Annotated in this window: 18 protein-coding genes and 1 tRNA gene; 11 read left to right on the top strand and 8 right to left on the bottom strand. The window is 32.4% G+C overall.

The genetic code is table 11. The features are described 5' to 3' along the window. Positions 1-13 precede the first annotated feature (13 nt). Both odhB and WHA43_RS08050 read left to right on the top strand, forming a co-directional pair. Positions 14-1,231, top strand: coding sequence for a 2-oxoglutarate dehydrogenase complex dihydrolipoyllysine-residue succinyltransferase (odhB, locus tag WHA43_RS08055; RefSeq protein ID WP_211290322.1), 1,218 nt, complete (start codon positions 14-16; stop codon positions 1,229-1,231). 106 nt (positions 1,232-1,337) lie between these two features. Then, on the top strand, positions 1,338-3,752 hold the full coding sequence (locus WHA43_RS08050; RefSeq protein WP_105046557.1) for a helix-turn-helix domain-containing protein: 2,415 nt from the start codon (positions 1,338-1,340) through the stop codon (positions 3,750-3,752). A 12-nt stretch (positions 3,753-3,764) separates the two neighbouring features. Here WHA43_RS08050 and recJ read toward each other — a convergent pair whose 3' ends face one another. Next, positions 3,765-5,450 carry a single-stranded-DNA-specific exonuclease RecJ gene (gene recJ, locus WHA43_RS08045; RefSeq protein WP_105046556.1) on the bottom strand — a complete coding sequence of 562 codons (1,686 nt, stop codon included), beginning with the start codon at positions 5,448-5,450 and terminating at the stop codon, positions 3,765-3,767. Positions 5,451-5,463: 13 nt separating this feature from the next. After that, entirely contained in the window at positions 5,464-5,889 is a 426-nt protein-coding gene (locus tag WHA43_RS08040) for an OsmC family protein (RefSeq protein ID WP_105046555.1), read from the bottom strand. 83 nt (positions 5,890-5,972) lie between these two features. Between WHA43_RS08040 and WHA43_RS08035 the strand changes: the two genes are divergently transcribed. Further along, positions 5,973-8,129: a T9SS type B sorting domain-containing protein gene (locus WHA43_RS08035; protein ID WP_105046554.1), complete on the top strand. Its 2,157-nt coding sequence runs from the start codon at positions 5,973-5,975 to the stop codon at positions 8,127-8,129. Positions 8,130-8,152: 23 nt separating this feature from the next. Here WHA43_RS08035 and WHA43_RS08030 read toward each other — a convergent pair whose 3' ends face one another. From WHA43_RS08030 to rsmI, 3 genes are all read right to left on the bottom strand, one after another. After that, positions 8,153-8,494: a HopJ type III effector protein gene (locus WHA43_RS08030; protein ID WP_105046553.1), complete on the bottom strand. Its 342-nt coding sequence runs from the start codon at positions 8,492-8,494 to the stop codon at positions 8,153-8,155. Then, positions 8,491-9,282, bottom strand: a complete 792-nt coding sequence (locus WHA43_RS08025; protein ID WP_105046552.1) for a hypothetical protein — start codon at positions 9,280-9,282, stop codon at positions 8,491-8,493. The genes WHA43_RS08030 and WHA43_RS08025 overlap by 4 nt, the downstream gene beginning before the upstream one ends. A 155-nt stretch (positions 9,283-9,437) precedes the next feature. Then, positions 9,438-10,109 (bottom strand): 16S rRNA (cytidine(1402)-2'-O)-methyltransferase, encoded by a 672-nt coding sequence (gene rsmI, locus WHA43_RS08020; RefSeq protein WP_105046551.1) that lies wholly within the window; start codon positions 10,107-10,109, stop codon positions 9,438-9,440. A 118-nt stretch (positions 10,110-10,227) separates the two neighbouring features. Between rsmI and aspS the strand changes: the two genes are divergently transcribed. Further along, a complete protein-coding gene (gene aspS, locus WHA43_RS08015; RefSeq protein ID WP_105046550.1) occupies positions 10,228-11,982 on the top strand; it encodes an aspartate--tRNA ligase in 1,755 nt (584 codons plus the stop codon). A 111-nt stretch (positions 11,983-12,093) separates the two neighbouring features. Continuing rightward, positions 12,094-13,872, top strand: coding sequence for a chloride channel protein (locus tag WHA43_RS08010; RefSeq protein WP_105046549.1), 1,779 nt, complete (start codon positions 12,094-12,096; stop codon positions 13,870-13,872). Between the two features lie 10 nt (positions 13,873-13,882). Here WHA43_RS08010 and glpQ read toward each other — a convergent pair whose 3' ends face one another. Further along, on the bottom strand, positions 13,883-14,866 hold the full coding sequence (gene glpQ, locus WHA43_RS08005; protein WP_105046548.1) for a glycerophosphodiester phosphodiesterase: 984 nt from the start codon (positions 14,864-14,866) through the stop codon (positions 13,883-13,885). A 47-nt stretch (positions 14,867-14,913) separates the two neighbouring features. On the opposite strand from glpQ, the gene WHA43_RS08000 reads away from it, so the two are divergent. Beyond that, the gene (locus WHA43_RS08000; RefSeq protein WP_105046547.1) at positions 14,914-15,153 is read left to right on the top strand and encodes a hypothetical protein; all 240 of its coding nucleotides are present in this window, start codon (positions 14,914-14,916) and stop codon (positions 15,151-15,153) included. A gap of 251 nt (positions 15,154-15,404) precedes the next feature. Continuing rightward, on the top strand, positions 15,405-16,607 hold the full coding sequence (hflX, locus tag WHA43_RS07995) for a GTPase HflX (protein WP_105046546.1): 1,203 nt from the start codon (positions 15,405-15,407) through the stop codon (positions 16,605-16,607). Between the two features lie 5 nt (positions 16,608-16,612). Here hflX and WHA43_RS07990 read toward each other — a convergent pair whose 3' ends face one another. Next, entirely contained in the window at positions 16,613-17,722 is a 1,110-nt protein-coding gene (locus WHA43_RS07990; RefSeq protein ID WP_105046545.1) for a CNNM domain-containing protein, read from the bottom strand. A 238-nt stretch (positions 17,723-17,960) separates the two neighbouring features. On the opposite strand from WHA43_RS07990, the gene WHA43_RS07985 reads away from it, so the two are divergent. Then, positions 17,961-19,025 (top strand): formylglycine-generating enzyme family protein, encoded by a 1,065-nt coding sequence (locus WHA43_RS07985; protein ID WP_105046544.1) that lies wholly within the window; start codon positions 17,961-17,963, stop codon positions 19,023-19,025. Positions 19,026-19,068: 43 nt separating this feature from the next. On the opposite strand, the gene WHA43_RS07980 is transcribed toward WHA43_RS07985, so the two are convergent. Next, positions 19,069-19,150 (bottom strand) — tRNA-Leu (locus WHA43_RS07980). Positions 19,151-19,273: 123 nt separating this feature from the next. Here WHA43_RS07980 and WHA43_RS07975 point away from each other — a divergent pair. The 3 genes from WHA43_RS07975 (at position 19,274) to pth (ending at position 21,515) form a co-directional block, all read left to right on the top strand. Beyond that, entirely contained in the window at positions 19,274-20,215 is a 942-nt protein-coding gene (locus WHA43_RS07975; RefSeq protein WP_105046543.1) for a ribose-phosphate pyrophosphokinase, read from the top strand. Positions 20,216-20,235: 20 nt separating this feature from the next. Beyond that, a complete protein-coding gene (locus tag WHA43_RS07970) occupies positions 20,236-20,814 on the top strand; it encodes a 50S ribosomal protein L25/general stress protein Ctc (RefSeq protein ID WP_105046542.1) in 579 nt (192 codons plus the stop codon). Positions 20,815-20,948: 134 nt separating this feature from the next. Next, on the top strand, positions 20,949-21,515 hold the full coding sequence (gene pth, locus WHA43_RS07965; protein WP_105047341.1) for an aminoacyl-tRNA hydrolase: 567 nt from the start codon (positions 20,949-20,951) through the stop codon (positions 21,513-21,515). Positions 21,516-21,598: the final 83 nt, after the last annotated feature.

The raw sequence follows: 21,598 nt of genomic DNA, 5'->3' as shown, positions 1-21,598 counted from the left end.
AAAATAAGAACTGATGATTTTAGAAATGAAAGTTCCTTCTCCAGGAGAATCAATTACAGAAGTAGAAATTGCAACTTGGTTAGTTGAAGATGGAGATTATGTTGAAAAAGATCAACCTATTGCAGAAGTAGATTCTGATAAAGCAACCCTTGAATTACCAGCTGAAGAAAGTGGTATCATCACTTTAAAAGCTTCTGAAGGTGATGCTGTTGCTGTAGGTTCAATTGTTTGTTTAATTGATACAAGTGCTGCAAAACCATCAGGAAATGAGCAACCTAAATCTGATGAAAAGAAACAAGAGCCAGCTCCAAAAATCGAACAACCAGTATCAAATCAACCAACCACTACTTACGCAACAGGAACTGCTTCACCAGCTGCTAAAAAAGTTTTGGCTGAAAAAGGAATCGAATCATCATCAGTAAAAGGAACAGGAAAAGATGGTAGAATTACGAAAGAAGATGCAGTAAATGCGGTGCCTTCTTTTGGTACGCAACCATCAAATGGTTCAAGAAATACAGAGCGTAAAAAAATGTCTATGTTGCGTAGAAAAGTAGCAGAACGTTTGGTTGCTGTAAAAAGCGAAACAGCGATGTTGACTACATTTAACGAAGTAAACATGCAGCCAATTTTTGATTTACGTAAAAAATATAAAGACGCCTTTGCTGCAAAACATAATGTAGGTTTAGGTTTCATGTCATTCTTTACATTGGCAGTGGTTAGAGCGTTAAAAATGTATCCTGAAGTAAACTCAATGATTGATGGAGATTTTCAAGTAGTTAACGATTTTCAAGATATTTCTATAGCGGTTTCTGGACCAAAAGGCTTGATGGTTCCTGTAATTAGAAATGCAGAAAATTTATCTTTTAGAGGTGTTGAAAGTGAAGTAAAACGTTTGGCTTTACGTGCAAGAGATGGTCAAATTACCGTTGATGAAATGACTGGAGGAACATTCACTATCACAAATGGTGGTGTTTTTGGTTCGATGTTGTCAACACCAATTATCAATCCACCTCAAAGTGGAATTTTAGGAATGCACAATATTGTAAACAGACCAGTTGCAGAAAATGGACAAGTTGTTATTAGACCAATAATGTATGTTGCTTTATCTTATGATCACAGAATAATTGATGGTCGAGAATCTGTTGGATTTTTAGTAGCTGTAAAAGAAGCGTTAGAAAATCCAGTAGAAATTTTGATGAACAACAATCCAGAAAAAGCATTGGAATTATAGTTTTTATTTTTAGAGTTAGAAATTTTTATATATTGAAATCCCAAGCATTTGCTTGGGATTTTTATTTTTTATTAATTGATTTCTTATCTTTCCCAAAAAATTGAAAATGTCTTCAAATCCTGAACTTGAACTTGCCATCGAATTTATCAATAAAACTGATAGAAACCTTTTTATCACAGGAAAAGCAGGTACTGGAAAAACTACTTTTCTACACCAAATTAAAAGTGAATCGCTCAAAAGATTGGTTGTTGTTGCGCCAACAGGAGTTGCTGCCATCAATGCAAAAGGCGTTACAATTCACTCTTTTTTTCAAGTGCCTTTTGGACCCATTTTACCTGGACAAATTCAAAATAATAACGAACAACGCAGGTTTTCAAAAACCAAAATTGATATTATCAAATCATTGGATTTAATCATTATTGATGAAATTTCGATGGTTCGTGCAGATTTATTAGATGGTATTGATCAAGTAATGAGAAGGTATAAAAACCGCGAAAAGGTGTTTGGTGGCGCACAAATTTTAATGATTGGCGATTTGCAACAATTAGCGCCCGTTGTGAAACAAAATGAGTGGAGTTTGCTACAACATCATTATGAAACTGCCTATTTTTTTAGTTCAAAAGCGTATCAAGAAGCTAATGTTGTAACAATCGAATTGAAGCACATTTACCGTCAAAAAAACGATGATTTTATCAATATTTTGAATGAAATCAGAAATGATAATTTATCAGAAAAATCAGCTAAAATTCTCAATGAACGCTACAATCCTACCTTTTCACCTACCAAAGAAGAAGGATATATTACGTTGACAACACACAACAACAGAGCAACACTTATCAACAATTCTGAACTCAATAAACTTACTTCAAAAAGTTATTTTTTTGAAGCCATTATCAAAGGAAAATTTAGTGATAATTCATATCCAAATGATGAAAAATTGGAGTTAAAAGTGGGTGCACAAGTAATGTTCATCAAAAATGATTCTTCTCCTGAAAAAAGATATTTCAATGGAAAAATTGGCGTAATTACGGATATTTCTAAAGAAAATGTCACTGTAAAATGTCCGAATGAAACTGATGAAATTGTAACTGAATTTGAAACTTGGGAAAATATCAATTATACAATTAATGACGAAACCAAAGAAATAAAAGAGGAAATTACAGGCGAATTTTCGCAAGTTCCTTTGCGTTTGGCGTGGGCAATTACCATTCACAAAAGTCAGGGTTTAACGTTTGATAAAGCTGTGATTGATGCTGAAGCTTCGTTTGCACATGGACAAACGTATGTTGCTTTGAGCAGATGCACTTCTTTAGAAGGTTTGGTTTTAAAAACGCCCATCACAACAAGTTCTATTATCAATGATAAAACAGTCAATATTTTTAATGAATCTGTAGCTGAAAATCATCCTGATGAAGAAGTTTTGAATCAATCTGAAAAACAATTTCAATTGAATTTAATTTCGGAATTATTTGATTATCAGTCGTTTTTATATCCTTCAACACGATTGTTAGATATTTTTTACAAAAACAGAACCAGTATCAAAGGTGATGTTTTGGAGCATTTAGAAACCATCAAAGAAAAAGGAATTGTGCCATTGTTGAAGATTTCAACAGCGTTTAAAAATCAAATCAAATTGATTTCTGAAAATGCGGTTTTACCAGAAAATAGTTCTCAAATTCAAGAACGATTTGTAAAAGCTGTGAGTTATTTTTTGATGGAAACCAAAGCGAATATTCAAAAACCAATCCATCAAATTTCATTTTCTACAGATAATAAAACAGTAAAAACCGATTTTGAAAAACAGTTTAACGCATTGCAAGAAAAGCTAGAAGAAAAGCTGTTTGCACTCGAAAAAATGACAACTGGTTTTCAAGTAAAAAAGTATTTAGAAGTCAGAGCCAATGCTGTTTTACAAAAAACGGAGCCAAGTAAAAAGAAAACTGTGAGCTCAAAACGCGATCCAATTTTGGCGTTGAAATTACGCGAGTTAAGAGATGAAATTAGGATAGCTCAAAATATACCTGCTTTTCAAATATTTACACAAGAAACATTGTATTTAATGTGCGATTTACTTCCAAGAACAGAAAAAGAATTGTTGAAAGTTTCAGGAATGGGCAAAGTTCGCGTTGAAAAATATGGACAAGAAATCTTGGAAGTCATCAATGAATATTGCGAAGAAAATGGCATCCATCAATCAAAAAGTTTACAAGAGAAACCACTAAAAGAAGTTAAAAAAAACACCAAACAAATTAGTTTAGAAATGTTTAGAGCAGGAATGTCTGTGAAAGAGATTGCGAAAGAACGCAATTATACAACAAGTACTATTGAGAGTCATTTAGCAAGTTACATTCCATCAGGAGAAGTAGATATTTTAGAATTGTTATCACTCAAAAAATACAAAGAAATTCTAAAAGCGATTGAAAAAGTGGAATTTAAAAATCTCACAGAATTGAAAGAACAAGTGGATGATAGTTTTACTTATGCCGAATTAAGATTGGTTTTATTAACTTTGGAAAAGTAAAATTAAATAGATTCACTTCAAATCCCTCAACAACAATTGTACAGATTTATAACCATTCCATTCGTTTTCATCTAACGAATACACAATATCAAATTCATCTTCAACAATATCGATTTTATTTCCCAAACCAAAGCCAATGGCATTGTAGGTTTTTTGGTTGTCTCCTTGAAACAAATTGAGTTTTAAATGTGTTTCATCTGAACCCACTTTTTTTCCATAACCATTGTCTCTTACTCCAGTTGATTTAAAAACAGGACGCATATTTTGAGGTCCAAAAGGCGCCATTTGTTGTAAAATTCTAAAAAATTTAGGTGTAATTTCTGATAATTCTATTTCAGCATCAATCAAAATTTCGGGAGTTAATAACTCCTTATCAATGCTTTTTGCAACGACTTCTTCAAACTTATTTTTGAAGTTTTCATAGTTTTCTGGCAACAAAGTCAATCCTGCAGCATATTTATGTCCGCCAAACTGTTCAATAAATTCGGTACATTCTTCCAGAGCTTCATACACATCAAAATCTTTTACAGAACGAGCAGAAGCAGCCAATTTTTCGCCACTTTTTGTAAAAACTAAGGTAGGTCTGTAATAGGTTTCTGTGAGTCTTGATGCCACAATTCCAATAACGCCCTTATGCCAATCTTCTTGAAAAACAACTGTTGAAAATTTATTTTCTTCGTCATTTTCCATAATTTGACTGAGTGCTTCAACAGTGATTTTTTTGTCTAAGTCTTTTCTGTCGGAATTAAAAACTTCAATCGCTTTTGCAAATTCTACTGCCGAATCAAAATCCATTTCTGTCAATAATTCTACTGCATAATTGCCGTGTTTGATTCTTCCTGCTGCATTGATTCTTGGTGCGATGATAAAAACAACATCCGTAATTGTCAATTCTTTTTTCTTGATTTGATGAATCAGTGCTTTGATACCATTTCTTGGATTGGAGTTGATTACTTGCAATCCGAAATAGGATAAAATCCGATTTTCGCCAACAATTGGCACAATATCAGCTGCAATTGCAGTAGCAACCAAATCTAAATAAGGAATAAAATAATCTATATTTTGACCTCTTTTTGAACCCAAAGCTTGAATCAATTTAAAGCCAACTCCACAACCACACAATTCATCAAAAGGATAACTACAATCTACTCTTTTCGGATTTAAAACAGCTACAGCTTTCGGAATTTCAGCACCTGGTTTGTGGTGATCGCAAATGATAAAATCGATATTTTTTTCAGATGCATACGCAACTTTTTCAATCGCTTTGATGCCACAATCCAAAGCAATAATTAATGAAAAATCGTTGTCAAATGCAAAGTCAATTCCAGTGTGTGAAATGCCATAACCTTCATCATATCTATCAGGAATGTAGGTTGCAATATTTGGATAAATGGTTTTTAAATACGAAGCAACCAACGAAACTGCAGTGGTTCCATCAACATCATAATCACCATAAATTAGTATATTTTCTTCATTTTCGATTGCTTTTTCAATTCTTTGGACAGCTTTGTCCATGTCTTTCATCAAAAAAGGATCATGAATATCCTTTAAATTGGGTCTAAAAAATTTCTTGGCGTCCTCAAAAGTTTCAATATTTCGCTGACACAAAATGCTCGCTAATGTTTCTTCAATTTGTAATTCTTTTGCGAGTTTTTCTACTTTTTCTTTGGGCGGTTTTGTCTTTAAAGTCCATCTCATAGCAATTGAGTTTTTAAATCGTATGTAAAAATATTTCGGTTTCTACTTCTGCAAATCTTCGAAACATTTCCATAACTCCACAATAGGTTGTTACTGATAAATTTACAGCTTTCTGAATTTTTTCAGGTTGTAAATTGCTATCAGAAAAATGATATTCTACCCTTACTTTTTTATAATATTTTGGATGTTCGTCAGTCAATTCGCCAGTAACTTCAATTCTAAAATCAGCAACTTCTGCACGCATTTTTGCCAATAACGAAACTACGTCTAAACCAGAGCAACCTGCTAAAGATGAGAGCATTAAAGCTTTTGGAGCAAAACCAACAACATCGCCATTATCTTGTGATTTATCAAACATTGTGAACTTGTATCCACTTGGATTATCAGTTTCGAATTGCGATTTTTGAGTCCAAACAGTTGTAACAGTATTTTTAACCATAATTTGTAATTTTTTTAAATTTTGATGTAGTAACTTGTGCTTTTTTACAAAAGTAAGAAAACAACAGTAAGGTAGCTTTTAAAATGCGTAAAATACCAAGAATTAAAATACTTTTTTTGGCTCTTTTTGGGCTGATTTTTTCAACCCCTATTTTGGCACAACCTCCTGAAGTTTTTGCAACAGGAAGACAAGCCTTTTGTCCTGGAAATCCCATAAATATTGTCACCGATTTTTCAATTACAGATCCTAATAATACTACTATTGATGCATTTTACATTCAAATTTCAGAAGGCTATCAACAAGGATTTGATACCTTACAACTTGATGTATCGCTTCATCCTAATATTCTTCCTGTTTGGAGTGCTTCAGAAGGAAAATTAACTTTAATTTCAAGAGGAATTGGTTCGCAAATGTTGTTGACAGATTTAGAAAACGCTGTAAAAGATGTTGTTTTCAATACGACAGCAACCAATATTTTACCTGAAAAAAAGTTTTCGTTAACTATTGATGATGCCAATTATCTGCCAGAAACAGGACATTTTTATCGATTTATTCCAGCTAATTTAATCACTTGGAGCAATGCAAAAATTGCAGCAGAAAATCAATTTTATTATGGAAGGCAAGGCTATTTAGCAACGCTAACCTCACAAATTGAAGCTGATTTTGCAGGAAAACAGGCTTCAGGAGCTGGTTGGATTGGTGGAAGTGACGAAGAAACTGAAGGTGTTTGGAAATGGATGACAGGACCTGAAGCTGGAACCATTTTTTGGAATGGTGCTGTAAATGGTACAACACCCAATTTTGCTTTTTGGAATGCGAATGAACCAAATAATCAAGGAAATGAAGATTATGCGCATATCACAGATCCATCCATTGGAATACGAGGCGCTTGGAATGATTTGCCAAATGTTGGAGGTGATATTGCTGCTTACGAACCAAAAGGATATGTAGTTGAATTTGGCACACCAAATGACCCACCATTAAACATCGTAGCAACAACCAGTATTTTTATTCCACAAATTGTTTCAACTGTAAATGAAACTATTTGTCAATCAGGTACTGCAACCATTTCTGCAATAGCAAGCGAAGGAGATATTCTTTGGTTTGATGCGCCAATAAATGGAACTCAAGTTGGAAATGGGTCTGATTTTACAACCCCATTTTTAACAAATACAACAGTTTTTTATGCAACTGCTTCTGTAAATTCTTGTACAACATTACCAAGAACGGCTGTTACTGTTATTGTTAATCCAAGACCTTCAATTACATCAACAACTGATGATTTGGTTTGTTCAGGTATAGCAACAATATCTGCTACAGCCAATGAAGGTGAGGTTTATTGGTATGATTCTTTAGTAAGTACCACTCCAATTTTTATTGGAAATTCTTTTGAAACGCCTGTTTTAACAAGTTCTGTAACATATTACGTTACTGCAAATCGCGATGGTTGTGAAACCGCTACAAGAACTCCAGTAAATGCAATTTTAGATGATACAATTCCTGAATTTGATGTTCCATTAAATGGATATGTTTTATGCGAAGATATTGGTTCTATTACCTTAGAAACTAGAAATCCTCAAGGAAACTATGCATACATTTGGAGAAAAGATGATGTTATTTTGTCTGAAACTTCTTCATCGATTTCAGTAACTTCTGAAGGAAATTATTATGTAAGTGCAGTTTCTGAAGCAGGATGTATTTCTGATGAGAAATTAATTGTGGTCACTAAATCATCAATTGCTACAATTACAAAAGATGATGTTATCATTACTGATGATTCCAATAATAATTCCATCCAAGTTGCAAATCCAAATCTCGGAATTGGAACTTATGAATTTGCTATTGATGATGAATTTGGAAACTATACTGATGTTGGTTTTTTTCAAAATTTATCTCCTGGAATTCATACCTTATATGTAAGAGACAAATTGGGTTGTGGAGTTGCTTCTTATCAGTTTTCAATTTTAGCATATCCAAAATTTTTCACTCCAAATGGTGATGGAGAAAATGATTTTTGGACAATCAATGGATTTGATGCTACTTTTTATACGATCTCAAAAATTACAATTTTTGATAGATTTGGCAAACTCATTTATCAGATTGAACCAAATTCACAAGGTTGGAATGGAGAATATCAAGGCAAAAAATTACCTTCAAATAGTTACTGGTTTCGAGTTTTATTGACAGATATTAACGGGCTTACGATTGAAAAGACTGGAAATTTTAGTTTGATTAGGTAGCTAAATCCTAGGAAATTTAATTTTTAATTCGGTTGTAAAGCTTCATTATCAAAAGACAAACCATCAAAACCTGTACTCATAAAATTTCTGATATTTTGATGTGAAGTGCCATTAGAATCCTCTAAAACATTTTTATAATGTTCTCCAAAGCAAAAAAGCGTTTCTAGTTTTGTAAACTTTTGATGCATTGCGAAAGCAAATAATTTACAAGAACCATTATTTTCACCAGCTTTATTATATATTTTTCCGTTTGAAAAACCTGTTGGTGAAAAATTGAAATGATCATCAATTACTTGCATTGTCTCTGCAAATATTATTTCGTTTGGACTCGTTTTGAGTTTTAAAGTAAATTGTTGTAATGTCATTTTTTAGGAGTGATAACCTGCTCTGTTTTTAAAGATAAGGTTTTAAATTGAAACTCATTTACCAATTGACGAAAAAAATTGGCATCTAAATCATTCATAAAAATTAGATATAAAATTTGGCCATTGGTATCTAAAGTTGAAATATTTGTTGGAATTGCATTTACGTTTTTTCCAGTAAAATATTTAAAAAAAGCCAATCCTAACAAATATGTTCCATTTGGTGAAGGGTGAATATCATCGTGAAACAATTCTAAATCAGGTCTGTAATTAATTGAACTCGCAAAAAGCGGTCCACCAGGAATATAATCAGCTTTCACTTGATCACATAAAAGTTTGTACATTCTTTCAATTTCTGGCAACATCAAAGGATTTGATTTGTAAGCCCAAGTCATCATAAAAATGGGTTCTGCGCCTTTTGATCTCACTAAATCTGCAAACTTTTTACCATATTCCATAAAATCAGAGGGCTTATTAATGGCGCTCAAACTGTGGTTGTTAAAAACCACAAAATCCCATTTTTCTAGTTCAATCATTACGCGAGTTTGTGTGCCTCTTTCGCTTTTCCAGTGATTTTCTAAACTAGATCCGCCAACTGTTGAATGTTTGGTTTCAATAATGATATCTTGCGATTTTGCCATTGCAGCAACTACTTGAGGTAAGTTGTTGTAATAAGTAAAACTATTGCCAACAAACAACACACGAATTTTTTTATTTTGTGCTGATAATGAGGTGCTTAAAAATAAAACAACAAGAAAACAAGATTTATATATTAGCGATTTAAATGTCATATTCAATATCATAAAAAGGTATTTTTTTCGACTGCAATATTAACAATTTTATCCATTGAGATGTTGAATTTTTTTTAGTTTCTATTTGTTAATTTTTTAGTTCGATAATTCCTAAATATCAAGTAGTTAAAGTAGAAATAATTGAATAAAAAAAATCATTTTTTCCCCTCAACTACAATCACAATTTCGCCTTTTGCAGGTTTTTTTGTGTAATGTGCTAAAACTTCGGAAGCAGTTCCTCTAATAGTTTCTTCAAACATTTTGGTTAGTTCTCTTGAAACAGAAACTTGTCTTTCTGAGCCAAAATAAGTTCCAAAATCGGCTAAAGTTTTTAGGACTTTATGAGGTGATTCATAAAAAATCATCGTTCTTTTTTCTTCTGCTAACAATAATAATCTGGTTTGGCGACCTTTTTTTACAGGTAAAAATCCCTCAAAAACAAATTTATCATTGGGCAAACCAGAGTTTACTAAAGCTGGCACAAAAGCAGTTGCTCCAGGCAAACAATCCACCTGAATATTGTTTTCTACACAAGCTCTTGTCAACAAAAATCCTGGGTCAGAAATAGCTGGCGTTCCAGCATCTGAAATCAATGCACAAGTCTCTCCAGCTTTAATTCTCTTTAAAATTCCTTCAATAGATTTATGTTCATTGTGCATGTGATGGCTATGCATTGGCGTTGAAATTTCGAAATGTTTTAGCAATTTTCCACTAGTACGTGTGTCTTCAGCCAAAATAAAATCTACTTCTTTTAAAACTCTAATGGCTCTTAAAGTTATATCTTCTAAATTTCCAATAGGTGTTGGCACTAAATAGAGTTTACTCATAGATGATTTTCTGTTTTTAGGATTTTTTTCAAGTAAGTAATTGCACTCACATAATACAAACTTACACAAAATTTAAACGATAAAATGTGTAATTTTGCACCTTTAAAATTGATAAAAAATGTACAGAAGTCATTCTTGTGGAGAGTTAAGAGCATCTCATATAAATACAGAAGTAATTTTGTCTGGTTGGGTTCAAAAATCTAGAGACAAAGGATTTATGATTTGGGTTGATTTGCGTGATAGATATGGAATTACCCAGCTTATTTTTGATGAAGAGCGCACTCCAAAAGACATGATGGAAAAAGCAAAATCTTTGGGAAGAGAATTTGTAATTCAAGTAACAGGAACTGTCATTGAACGTGAATCTAAAAATGACAAAATGCCCACAGGCGAAATTGAGGTTTTGGTTTCTAAACTAGAAATTTTAAATGCGGCAAAATTACCTCCTTTTACTATCGAAGATCAAACTGATGGTGGTGAAGATATTCGTATGAAATATCGCTATTTAGACATCCGTAGAAATCCTGTAAAAGAAAATTTGATTTTCCGTCATAAAGTAACCATGGAAGTCCGAAAATTCTTATCAAACCAAGGATTTATTGAAGTAGAAACGCCCTATTTAATCAAATCAACTCCAGAAGGAGCAAGAGATTTTGTAGTGCCATCAAGAATGAACAAAGGGCAATTTTATGCCTTGCCACAAAGTCCACAAACCTTCAAACAATTGTTGATGGTTGGTGGAATGGATAAATATTTTCAGATTGTAAAATGCTTTAGAGACGAAGATTTACGTGCAGATAGACAGCCTGAATTTACACAAATCGATTGCGAAATGGCATTCGTGGAGCAAGAAGATATTTTGAATGTTTTTGAAGCAATGACAAGACATTTGTTGAAAGAAATTCACGGAATTAACATCGAAAAATTCCCAAGAATGCTGTATGATGATGCCATGCGATTGTATGGAAATGACAAACCAGATATTCGTTTCGGAATGCAATTTGGCGAATTGAATGAAGTAACAAAACACAAAGATTTTCCAGTTTTCAACAATGCAGAATTGGTTGTTGGGATTGCAGTTCCTGGAGGAAATGTCTATACCAGAAAAGAAATTGATGCGTTGATTGATTGGGTAAAAAGACCACAAATTGGCGCACTTGGAATGGTGTATTGTCGCGTTAACGAAGATGGAACTTTCAAATCATCAGTTGATAAATTTTATGATGAAACTGATTTGTCAAAATGGGCTGAAATTACAGGAGCAAAAGCAGGTGATTTAATCTGTGTTTTATCAGGAGAAACCAACAAAGTTCGTGCGCAATTATCGGCTTTACGAATGGAATTAGCAACACGTTTAGGGTTGAGAAAATCAAATGAATTTGCGCCACTTTGGGTTGTTGATTTTCCGTTGTTAGAATTGGATGAAGAAACGGGTCATTATCATGCAATGCATCATCCTTTTACTTCTCCAAAACCAGGGCAATTAGAAATGTTAGACACAAATCCAGGAGCCGTAAAAGCAAATGCGTATGATTTGGTGTTAAATGGCAATGAAATTGGTGGAGGTTCTATCAGAATTCACGATAAAAAAACTCAAGCAACCATGTTACGTCATTTAGGTTTTTCTGATGAAAATGCCAAAGCACAATTCGGATTTTTGATGGATGCTTTTGAATATGGAGCACCACCTCATGGTGGTTTGGCTTTTGGATTGGATAGATTAGTAGCTATTTTGGGTGGTCAAGAAACGATTCGTGATTTTATTGCGTTTCCGAAAAACAACTCAGGAAGAGACGTAATGATTGATGCGCCAGCGTTTATTGATGAAGAACAATTGAAAGAATTAAATATCAAATTAGATATCCAAGAATAAAAAATGAACTCCCGCTTTTGCGGGATTTTTTATCAGGAATAGTGAATTGTAAATTCATTATTTTTTGATAATTTTCAGAAAAATTCAGAAAAATTCAGAAAAATTTTAAAAATGCAATCAAAGAAAAATTTCTATAAAAAAATTTTAATTTGGAGATACAAATACATTTCTGAACGTCAGTTTATTTATATATTGAGTGTTTTAGTTGGGTTTTTAGCAGGATTAGGAACAGCCGTTTTAAAAAACTTAACCTTCTTTTTTGAAAGTGTTTTAGAAGGAAAATTTATCCGAGATTTTCATTATTCACTCTATTTTATATTCCCAATTATTGGATTGATTTTGGTGTATTACATCAAAATTAAAATCATTAAAAAAGAAATTGGTCATGGAATTTCAACAACATTGCATGCAGTTTCTAAGCGTCAAGGAATAATTGAAAGTTATAAAATGTATGCATCTTTAATAACTGCGCCAATTACAGTAGGTTTTGGTGGTTCTGCTGGATTGCAAGGACCAGCAGTTAGTACAGGAGCAGCTTTGGGTTCGTCAGTGGCACAATTTTTTCACATGAACGCAAAAACAAGAATTTTATTAATTGGTTGTGCTACTGCAGGCGCCATGTCATCCATGTTTAAAGCACCAGTAGCAGCCATTATTTTTGCCATTGAAATTTTCAGTTTAGATTTGGCTTTTGCCTCTTTAGTTCCCTTATTATTAGCGTCAGTTTCTGCCGTAGTTACTTCTTATTTTTTCTTTGAAAAAGATGCTTTATTAGGGTTTCAATTGGTAGATGATTTTGCAGTAAGAGACATTTTTTTCTATGTTTTATTAGGTTTAGGAACAGGAATTGCATCAGTATATTTTTCTAAAATCTATTTTAAAATCACCAATTTTTTTAAAAGAATTAAAAAACCTGTTCACAAACTCATTTTGGGTGGATTTTTAATTGGGTTGATGTTGTATTTAATTCCGCCTTTATATGGTGAAGGTTATGGATTAATCAACAATTTATTAAATGGAAATTCAGTAGAAGCATTAAAAGATTTGCCTTATAATATTGATTTTTCAAACGTTTGGATGGTGATTATTCTATTGTTAATAATCGCTTTTTTCAAAGCAATTGCTATGACAACTACTTTTGCTGCAGGTGGAGTTGGAGGTATTTTTATCCCCACATTATTTATGGGAAGTGCCCTTGGAAATGCTTTTGCAAAAATCATTAATGCTTTAGGAGGCAGTGTTTCCGAAAGTAATTTTACCTTAATTGGCATGACTGGTTTGATGGCAGGTGTATTACATGCCCCATTAACGGCCATCTTTTTAATTGCCGAAATTACTGGAGGTTACGAACTTTTTGTCCCTTTAATGTTGGTTGCTGCCATTTCATTTGCTTTTACAAAATATTTCGTAGCAAATTCAATTTACACAGTTGAATTGGCAAAACGTGGGGAATTAATCACCCATGATAAAGACAAAAATGTGTTGATGTTGATGCAAATTGACAAACTGATTGAAACCAATTTTAAAGCGGTATATCCAGAAATGTTATTAGGTAAAATGCTAAAAAAAGCGGTAGCAAATTCCACAAGAAATATTTTTCCTGTGATTGATAAAAATGAAGAATTTTTAGGAATTGTTCTGTTGGATGACATCAGGCCAATCATGTTTGATAATGAAATGTATGATAAAGTTGATGTGCAAACCATCATGAAAGCTGCTCCTGAAATTATCTTTTATAACGATTCTGTTGAAATTGTTATGCAAAAATTTAAAGAGAGTGATGCTTGGAATTTACCTGTTGTAAAAGACAAAAAATACGTAGGATTTATCTCAAGATCAAAGCTATTAACAGCTTATAGAAACAAGTTGATTGAAGTTACTTCTTCTTAACTGAATTCAATTATTGATTGTTTTGTTTTAAAAATGAAACTCCCAAATCAGGAAAATCCGTAAATACACCATCAACATTTGCGTCTATCAAAAAGGTGTGAAGCAATTCGTTAAATGATTCAAATTCGCCTAATTGATCTACTCTAAATGTATAAGGATGCACTCTTAATCCAAATTGATGTGCTTCCGTGACAAGATTTGTAAACGTCCATTTTCCGTTCACTTTTTTGTCTAAAATTTGTTTGTACCAAGGTCCAATTCCGTCTGCATACGATGCAAAATAAGCAAGTTGTGTAGTTTCTTCAGGAAACTCTATCAACTGAACCAAAAATAAATTGGATTCCAATTCTTTTCTGATTCGTTCTAATTCTTTGGCATCAAAACATTGCAAAATACAACTGTCTTTTTTGGTTTTATAACCATAGTTTGCTAAAATTTTCAAGACAATTTCACTGATATTTTTTCCTTCTTTTTGATGAAATGCGGGTGCTTTTATTTCTGGATAAATACCACAATTTTTTCCTGTACTTTTATTCAAACCTTGAATCAATTCAATTTCCTCTTGTAACGAATGCAATCTGAACGAACCTTTTTCTTTTGGAAAACGATTTGGATAAACTTGCTTTCCTGTTTTTGGATCAAATCTTTCTGAAACTTGCAATTTTTTAAGTTCATCAAATGTAAAATCAATCACGTAAAATCGCCCATCAATTCTCTTTTTATCTGGAAAAATTTGAGCAACATTGGTTACATCATCCAAATAAATATCATGAATTACAATCGGAATATTGTCTTTGCTCAACACCAAATCTTGCTCAATAAAATCAGCATTCATAGCATGTGCCATCGCTTTTGCTTCCAAAGTATGTTCAGGTAAATAGCCTGATGCACCTCTGTGTGCAATGATTATTTTAGTGTTTTTTGTTTTCATAGATTCCTTTTTAGAACAGCCTAAAAAAATGTTGAAGATTAAAAATAACAATTTCCACTTCATGATTTGATTTTTAGTTTTTAAAGATAGCTTTTTTATATTTTTGCGATATGAATAAATTATTAAAAATTATGTTCGTCATCTTTATCATTTGGATGGCAATTGGTGTTTTTCTTATCAAAACCGAGCACGAAAAAGCACAAATCGTAATGGGTTTGGGAGTTATGTACTTGTCTTTTATTTTTATGCCCACTTTTATTTACCACAGATACAAAGATGGCAAATACAAAAAATACATCATTAATGATGAAAAATTAAGAGAAGCATTTAAAAATGTAGGTAAAAATTAATTTGATGATTTAACAATTTTCAAGGGGTAAAAATTCTAAAAAAATAATTTCATAACCTAAAAATTACATTTCTTAACATTCCTATAACTTTAAAAAGTTTTTTTGATATTAATTTTGCGCCATCGAAATTGAATATTGTAAAAGGAAAAGTTATAGTATTGGTTTGAAATTTGAATTAATTATAAAAACCTCAACTTTTGTTGAGGTTTTTATATTTCTACAAAACATATTTGTTTGTACTTTTGTAAGGTATGATAGATCAAATTGAAGCCATTTCAGAAAAAGTAGTTTTGATTGGCGTAATTACCCAATTCCAAGATGAAAAAAAATCTAAAGAATATTTAGATGAATTGGAATTTTTAACACTTACAGCTGGCGGAGTTGTCATAAAACGTTTTGTTCAAAGAGTTGATAAACCTAATCCAAAAACTTTTTTAGGAATTGGGAAACTGGAAGAAGTAAAACAATTTATTGATGCAAACGAAGTTGGAACAGCCATTTTTGATGACGAACTTACACCAGGTCAACTTAGAAATATCGAAAAAATTCTGAATTGTAAAATTCTAGATAGAACCAATTTAATTTTAGATATTTTCGCACAAAGAGCACAAACAAGTTCTGCAAAAACACAGGTGGAATTAGCTCAAAATCAATATATTTTACCAAGATTAACCAAACTTTGGACACACCTTGACAAACAAAAAGGAGGAATTGGAATGCGTGGTCCTGGAGAAACAGAAATTGAAACTGACAGACGAATTATTCGCGATAAAATTGGTTTACTCAAAAAGAAACTAGAAACCATTGACATGCAAATGGCTGTTCAGCGAAAAAATCGTGGAAAAATGGTGCGTGTTGCTTTGGTTGGCTATACCAATGTTGGCAAATCAACGTTGATGAATGTCATCAGTAAAAGTGATGTTTTTGCAGAGAATAAATTATTTGCAACCCTAGACACTACCGTAAGAAAAGTGGTGATTAAAAACATCCCTTTTTTAATGACAGATACTGTTGGATTTATCCGAAAATTGCCTACACAATTGGTAGAATCCTTTAAATCTACCTTGGATGAAGTTCGTGAAGCAGACTTATTATTGCATGTTGTTGATATTTCACACCCACATTTTGAAGATCATATTGCATCTGTAAATTCGATTTTGTTGGATATTAAATGTGGAGATAAACCAACTTTAATGGTTTTTAACAAAATTGATGCTTATGAATATGAAACCATTGATGAAGACGATTTAATCACTGAAAAAACCAAAGAACATTACACCTTACAAGATTGGAAAAAAACATGGATGAATGATTATGACGTAGAATCCATTTTTATTTCAGCACTTAATAAGGATAATTTAGAAGATTTTAAGGAAAAAGTGTACGAAGAAGTAAAGAAAATTCATATCCAACGTTTTCCTTACAATGATTTTTTGTTTGAAGAATATCAGTAAAATACTTACTGATTTTTCTTTTTAAAAGATATTTTTTTGGCTCGATCTTTCCAAGATTTTCTTGCCAATTCTTGTAAATCGGCAACATTGTCTGTTTCGTCCATAATTTCTAAACCGAGCAATGTTTCAATGACATCCTCTTGAGAAACAATTCCGTTTACAGAGCCATATTCGTCCACAACCAAAGCAATATGTTCTCTTTCTTTGATTAAAATATCAAACAAATCAGGAATAGATAAGTCTCTTTCTGTAATTAAAATTTCGCGTTTTAAAGTGGCAAGAGTTTCATCTCCTTTTCCAGATATAATCGCTTCTAATAGAGAGCTTTTTAAAAAATATCCTGTTATTTCATCAGGATTTTCATTAAAAAGCGGAATTCTAGAAAAACGCAAGTTGCTATGTTCTTCGTAAAATGAAGCAATCGTATCATTTTCATCAGCAAGTTCTAATACCGATCTTGGCGTCATTACATCCGTAACTTTAATCTCTTTAAATCCGATTAAATTTCGAATTACTTTACTTTCATTTTGATGAAAAACGCCTTCTTTTTCAGCCATATCAGCCATAACCAAAAAGCTTTCTCTACTCAAAATACTTTTGTGTCCATCACCGCCAATCAAACGAGTTGTAAGTTGCAATACCCATAAAACACCTGTGTATTTTAAAGGAAAAATCAATAAATTTAGGGTTGTTGCAGTAAATCCTGCAAGTTCTTTCCAATAAGTTGCACCAATGGTTTTCGGAATAATTTCAGATGCAACTAAAATTAAAACAGTCATGATGGTTGATACAATTCCAACCATTACATCCTCTGTAAATAAAACGCCAAAAATACTTGTTTTTGATGAGCCATACATTTCTGCATAGGCAACTTTTGCTTGCACACCCACTAAAATCGCGCCTACTGTATGTGCAATAGTGTTGATTGTTAAGATAGCAATTAGTGGTTTGTCAACGTCTTTTTTTAAAATTTCTAAGTCATTTGCAAATTCATGACCCTCATTTTTTTTTAGATTGATAAAAGTTGGAGTGACACTAAGCAATACTGCCTCTAAAATAGAGCATAAAAAAGAAAAAAAGATGGCTACTATTGCATAAACAACAAGTAATGTCATGTTTGAGATAATTTCTCACAAAAATATGCAAAAAAATATGTCTTTTTATAAATAGTTTTGAGGATTTAGCATAAATATTTCAATGCTTTTTAGAAAGTAATTTGCTTAAAATCAGTCAATAATTTTTCAGTTATTCAGATTGCAGCAAATTTTAAAAAGAACTTTTCAAGATATTTCAATTCTATAATATGTCAATTTTAAATACCTTTACAGAAACATAATTATTGTAATATTTCTGATGATTCAAAATTTTTCTTCTTTAAAAATTACTCTTTTAACAGCATTCTTGCTTGTTTATGGGTGTAAAAAAAATGAAACTTCTACTCCAATTCCGAAAACTCCAGAAGGAATGATTTGGGTTCCTAAAAAGACCTTTTTACAAGGGGCAAAAGAAACAGACAAATATGCCATGCCAAGAGAAAAACCAGCGCACGAAGTAACTGTTGATGGGTTTTTTATGGATATTACTGAAGTAACAAACGCACAATTCAAAAAGTTTGTAGAGGCAACAAATTATGTGACAGTTGCTGAACGCCCAATTATTTGGGAAGAAATGAAAAAACAATTGCCTCCAGGCACTGAAAAACCTCATGATTCAATTTTACAACCTGGTAGTTTAATTTTCAATAAAAATGTTAAAGCGGTAGTTGGTATGGAAAATTATTATCAATGGTGGACATGGAAAATTGGTGCGAATTGGAAACATCCACAAGGACCAAATTCATCCATAGAAGGCAAAGACGATTTTCCTGTGGTACACATTGCAATGCAAGATGCATTGGCTTATTGCAAATGGGCAAATAGACGCTTGCCAACAGAAGCAGAATGGGAATCTGCTGCTTTAGGATTGAATACAAATACCATTTTTACTTGGGGAAATGATGCAACATTATTAGATAAAAATGCCAATACTTGGCAAGGAATTTTCCCTGTTAAAAACGAAAGCAAAGACGGGTTTGAATTTATTGCTCCTGTAAAATCATATCCATCAAATAGCATTGGTTTGTACGATATGTCTGGAAATGTTTGGGAAATAACTTCCGATTATTTTAATGTGAATTATTATAGTGAGTTGGATATTTCAACACCAATTATAAATCCGAAAGGAGCTGAAAAGCCTTACAATCCAAACAATCCATATCAAGTAGAATACGTCATGAAAGGAGGTTCATTTTTATGCAACGCTTCTTATTGTGCTAGTTTTAGAATCTCTGCAAAAATGGGTTTTGCTGAAGATTCAGCTTCTGATCATATGGGTTTTAGAACGGTTGCGGATGTTGGGATGCTACAAAAAAAACAATAATAAATTTAAAAACCCTGTTAATTTTTTGATTAACAGGGTTTTGTACTCAAGGTGGGAATCGAACCCACACACCCGAAAGTACTGGATTTTGAATCCAGCGCGTCTACCAATTCCGCCACTTGAGCCTTTAATTGAGTTTGCAAATCTAGTAAATATTTTAGAATTTAAAATGAAAAAATAAATTTCATAGAAGAATAATATTGGTTACTTTTGTTTCCTTTCAGTTACACACTATAAATACTCTCTAAATGTCTACAAATCAACTTGCTCCAAAATTATTTGCTTGCAGGCAAAGTATGGATTTGGCCGAAAAAATCGCCAAAGAATACAACACAACCCTTGGAAATGTCATTACAACATACTTTAGTGACGGCGAATTTCAACCAGCTTTCGAGGAATCTGTTCGCGGAAGAAGAGTTTTCATCATTGGATCTACATTTCCAAATTCTGATAATTTAATGGAAATGTTATTAATGTTAGATGCTGCAAAAAGAGCATCTGCAAGGCACATAACTGCAGTAATGCCTTACTTTGGATGGGCAAGACAAGATCGAAAAGATAAGCCTAGAGTAGCTATTGGTGCAAAATTAGTAGCAAATCTTTTACAAACTGCAGGCGCAACAAGAATTATGACCATGGATTTACATGCTGATCAAATTCAAGGATTTTTTGAAAAACCTGTAGACCATTTGTATGCATCAACCATATTTTTGCCTTATATAAAAAGTTTAAATCTAGAGAATCTAACCATAGCTTCTCCAGATATGGGAGGTTCTAAAAGAGCTTATGCTTATTCTAGTCATTTACTTTCTGATGTCGTTATTTGTTACAAACAACGTAAAGTTGCCAATGTTATTGGTCATATGGAATTGATTGGTGAAGTTGAAGGTAGAAATGTGATTTTGGTTGATGATATGATTGATACAGGAGGAACACTTGCGCATGCAGCAAATTTAATGATGGAAAGAGGTGCAAAAAGTGTGAGAGCCGTTTGTACACATGCCTTACTTTCTGGTAATGCTTATGAAAAAATAGAAAATTCTGCATTAACCGAATTAATAGTTTCTGATACAATTCCATTGAAAAAGAATATATCTAAAATAAAAGTTGTATCTTGCGCGCCCTTATTCGCGGATGTTATGCACAAAGTACAAGATAATACCTCAATAAGTGGACAATTTTTAATGTAACAAATATTTAAAAACAAGTAATGAAATCAATTACAATTAAAGGATCAAAAAGAGAAAGCGTGGGCAAGACAGCGTCTAAAGCCTTACGTAATGCTGGAATGGTTCCTTGCGTTATTTACGGAGGAGAACAACCACTACATTTTTCAGCAGAAGAAAAAGCGTTTAAAGGCTTAGTGTACACTCCTAATGTTTATACCGCAAGTATTGACATTGATGGAAAAGTGATACCTGCAATTTTACAAGACATTCAGTTTCATCCAGTTTCTGATAAAATCATTCACATTGATTTTTATCAATTGTTTGATGACAAAGAAATTACCATGAATATTCCTGTAGTTTTAGTAGGAAAATCAAAAGGTGTAGCTATTGGTGGTGCGTTACGTCACAACGTTCGTAAAATGAAAGTAAAAGCGTTACCAGCGAATTTACCAGATTTTATTGAAGCTGATATTACCGAATTAGAAATTGGTAATAAATTGTATATCACATCTTTAAAGAATGAAAAATATACAATCTTACACCCAGACAACACTGTAGTTGCTCAAGTAAGAATGTCTAGAAATGCATCTAAAGCAGCAGCTGCTGAAGGTAAAAAATAATTATCTTTTAAAATAATTGAAAAGCGTTGCGCTAACATGCAACGCTTTTTTTATTTTCCTATTTTTGAAGCATGATTTTACAAAAGTTTTTTGCTGTTTTATTTCCTTCAAATAAAAAATCAAAAGAAGTACTAATGAAAAAATTTTTAATAGTGGGTTTAGGAAATATTGGCCCTAAGTACGAAAATACGCGTCATAATATTGGATTTAAAATTTTAGATGAAGTAGCAACTTCTCAAGATATTTCCTTTACTACTGAAAAGTTGGGAGAAATTGCAATGTTTACGTTTAAAGGAAAAAAAATCATCCTTTTAAAACCCAGTACGTTTATGAATTTAAGCGGAAAAGCACTAAAATATTGGATGCAACAAGAAAATATTGCTCTCGAAAATGTGTTGGTTGTAACGGATGATGTTCATATTGATTTTGGAACAATCAGAGTGAAAGCAAAAGGTTCTGCTGGTGGTCACAATGGATTGAAAGATATTCAAGAAAAATTAAATACAGATAATTATGCTCGTTTTCGGTTTGGAGTCGGGGCTAATTATCCAAAAGGAAGACAAGCAGATTTTGTATTGGGTGAATGGAGTAAAGAAGAAACAAGCCAATTGATTGAACGACTGCCAACCTCAGCAAAAGTAGTACTTACTTTTGCAACAGACGGTTTGGCAAATACTATGAATGTTTTTAATGGTAAGTGAATTGTATAATAGCAAAATTAAAATTATATAAATGAAAAAGCCTCTAATTTTGAGGCTTTTTGTTTTCTTTTTCATTCCTAATT

The sequence above is a fragment of the Polaribacter gangjinensis genome (assembly GCF_038024125.1).
GTDB classification, from domain to species: domain Bacteria; phylum Bacteroidota; class Bacteroidia; order Flavobacteriales; family Flavobacteriaceae; genus Polaribacter; species Polaribacter gangjinensis.
Note: the sequence above shows the minus strand (reverse complement) of the source record. Positions and strands in the feature narration are given on the sequence as shown.

Excerpts from the sequence above, each read along its gene's own strand:
- odhB (WP_211290322.1), top strand. The coding sequence starts at position 14 with ATGATTTTAGAAATGAAAGTTCCTTCTCCAGGAGAATCAATTACAGAA.
- WHA43_RS08050 (WP_105046557.1), top strand. The coding sequence starts at position 1,338 with ATGTCTTCAAATCCTGAACTTGAACTTGCCATCGAATTTATCAATAAA.
- recJ (WP_105046556.1), bottom strand. The coding sequence starts at position 5,450 with ATGAGATGGACTTTAAAGACAAAACCGCCCAAAGAAAAAGTAGAAAAA.
- WHA43_RS08040 (WP_105046555.1), bottom strand. The coding sequence starts at position 5,889 with ATGGTTAAAAATACTGTTACAACTGTTTGGACTCAAAAATCGCAATTC.
- WHA43_RS08035 (WP_105046554.1), top strand. The coding sequence starts at position 5,973 with ATGCGTAAAATACCAAGAATTAAAATACTTTTTTTGGCTCTTTTTGGG.
- WHA43_RS08030 (WP_105046553.1), bottom strand. The coding sequence starts at position 8,494 with ATGACATTACAACAATTTACTTTAAAACTCAAAACGAGTCCAAACGAA.
- WHA43_RS08025 (WP_105046552.1), bottom strand. The coding sequence starts at position 9,282 with ATGACATTTAAATCGCTAATATATAAATCTTGTTTTCTTGTTGTTTTA.
- rsmI (WP_105046551.1), bottom strand. The coding sequence starts at position 10,109 with ATGAGTAAACTCTATTTAGTGCCAACACCTATTGGAAATTTAGAAGAT.
- aspS (WP_105046550.1), top strand. The coding sequence starts at position 10,228 with ATGTACAGAAGTCATTCTTGTGGAGAGTTAAGAGCATCTCATATAAAT.
- WHA43_RS08010 (WP_105046549.1), top strand. The coding sequence starts at position 12,094 with ATGCAATCAAAGAAAAATTTCTATAAAAAAATTTTAATTTGGAGATAC.
- glpQ (WP_105046548.1), bottom strand. The coding sequence starts at position 14,866 with ATGAAGTGGAAATTGTTATTTTTAATCTTCAACATTTTTTTAGGCTGT.
- WHA43_RS08000 (WP_105046547.1), top strand. The coding sequence starts at position 14,914 with ATGAATAAATTATTAAAAATTATGTTCGTCATCTTTATCATTTGGATG.
- hflX (WP_105046546.1), top strand. The coding sequence starts at position 15,405 with ATGATAGATCAAATTGAAGCCATTTCAGAAAAAGTAGTTTTGATTGGC.
- WHA43_RS07990 (WP_105046545.1), bottom strand. The coding sequence starts at position 17,722 with ATGACATTACTTGTTGTTTATGCAATAGTAGCCATCTTTTTTTCTTTT.
- WHA43_RS07985 (WP_105046544.1), top strand. The coding sequence starts at position 17,961 with ATGATTCAAAATTTTTCTTCTTTAAAAATTACTCTTTTAACAGCATTC.
- WHA43_RS07975 (WP_105046543.1), top strand. The coding sequence starts at position 19,274 with ATGTCTACAAATCAACTTGCTCCAAAATTATTTGCTTGCAGGCAAAGT.
- WHA43_RS07970 (WP_105046542.1), top strand. The coding sequence starts at position 20,236 with ATGAAATCAATTACAATTAAAGGATCAAAAAGAGAAAGCGTGGGCAAG.
- pth (WP_105047341.1), top strand. The coding sequence starts at position 20,949 with ATGAAAAAATTTTTAATAGTGGGTTTAGGAAATATTGGCCCTAAGTAC.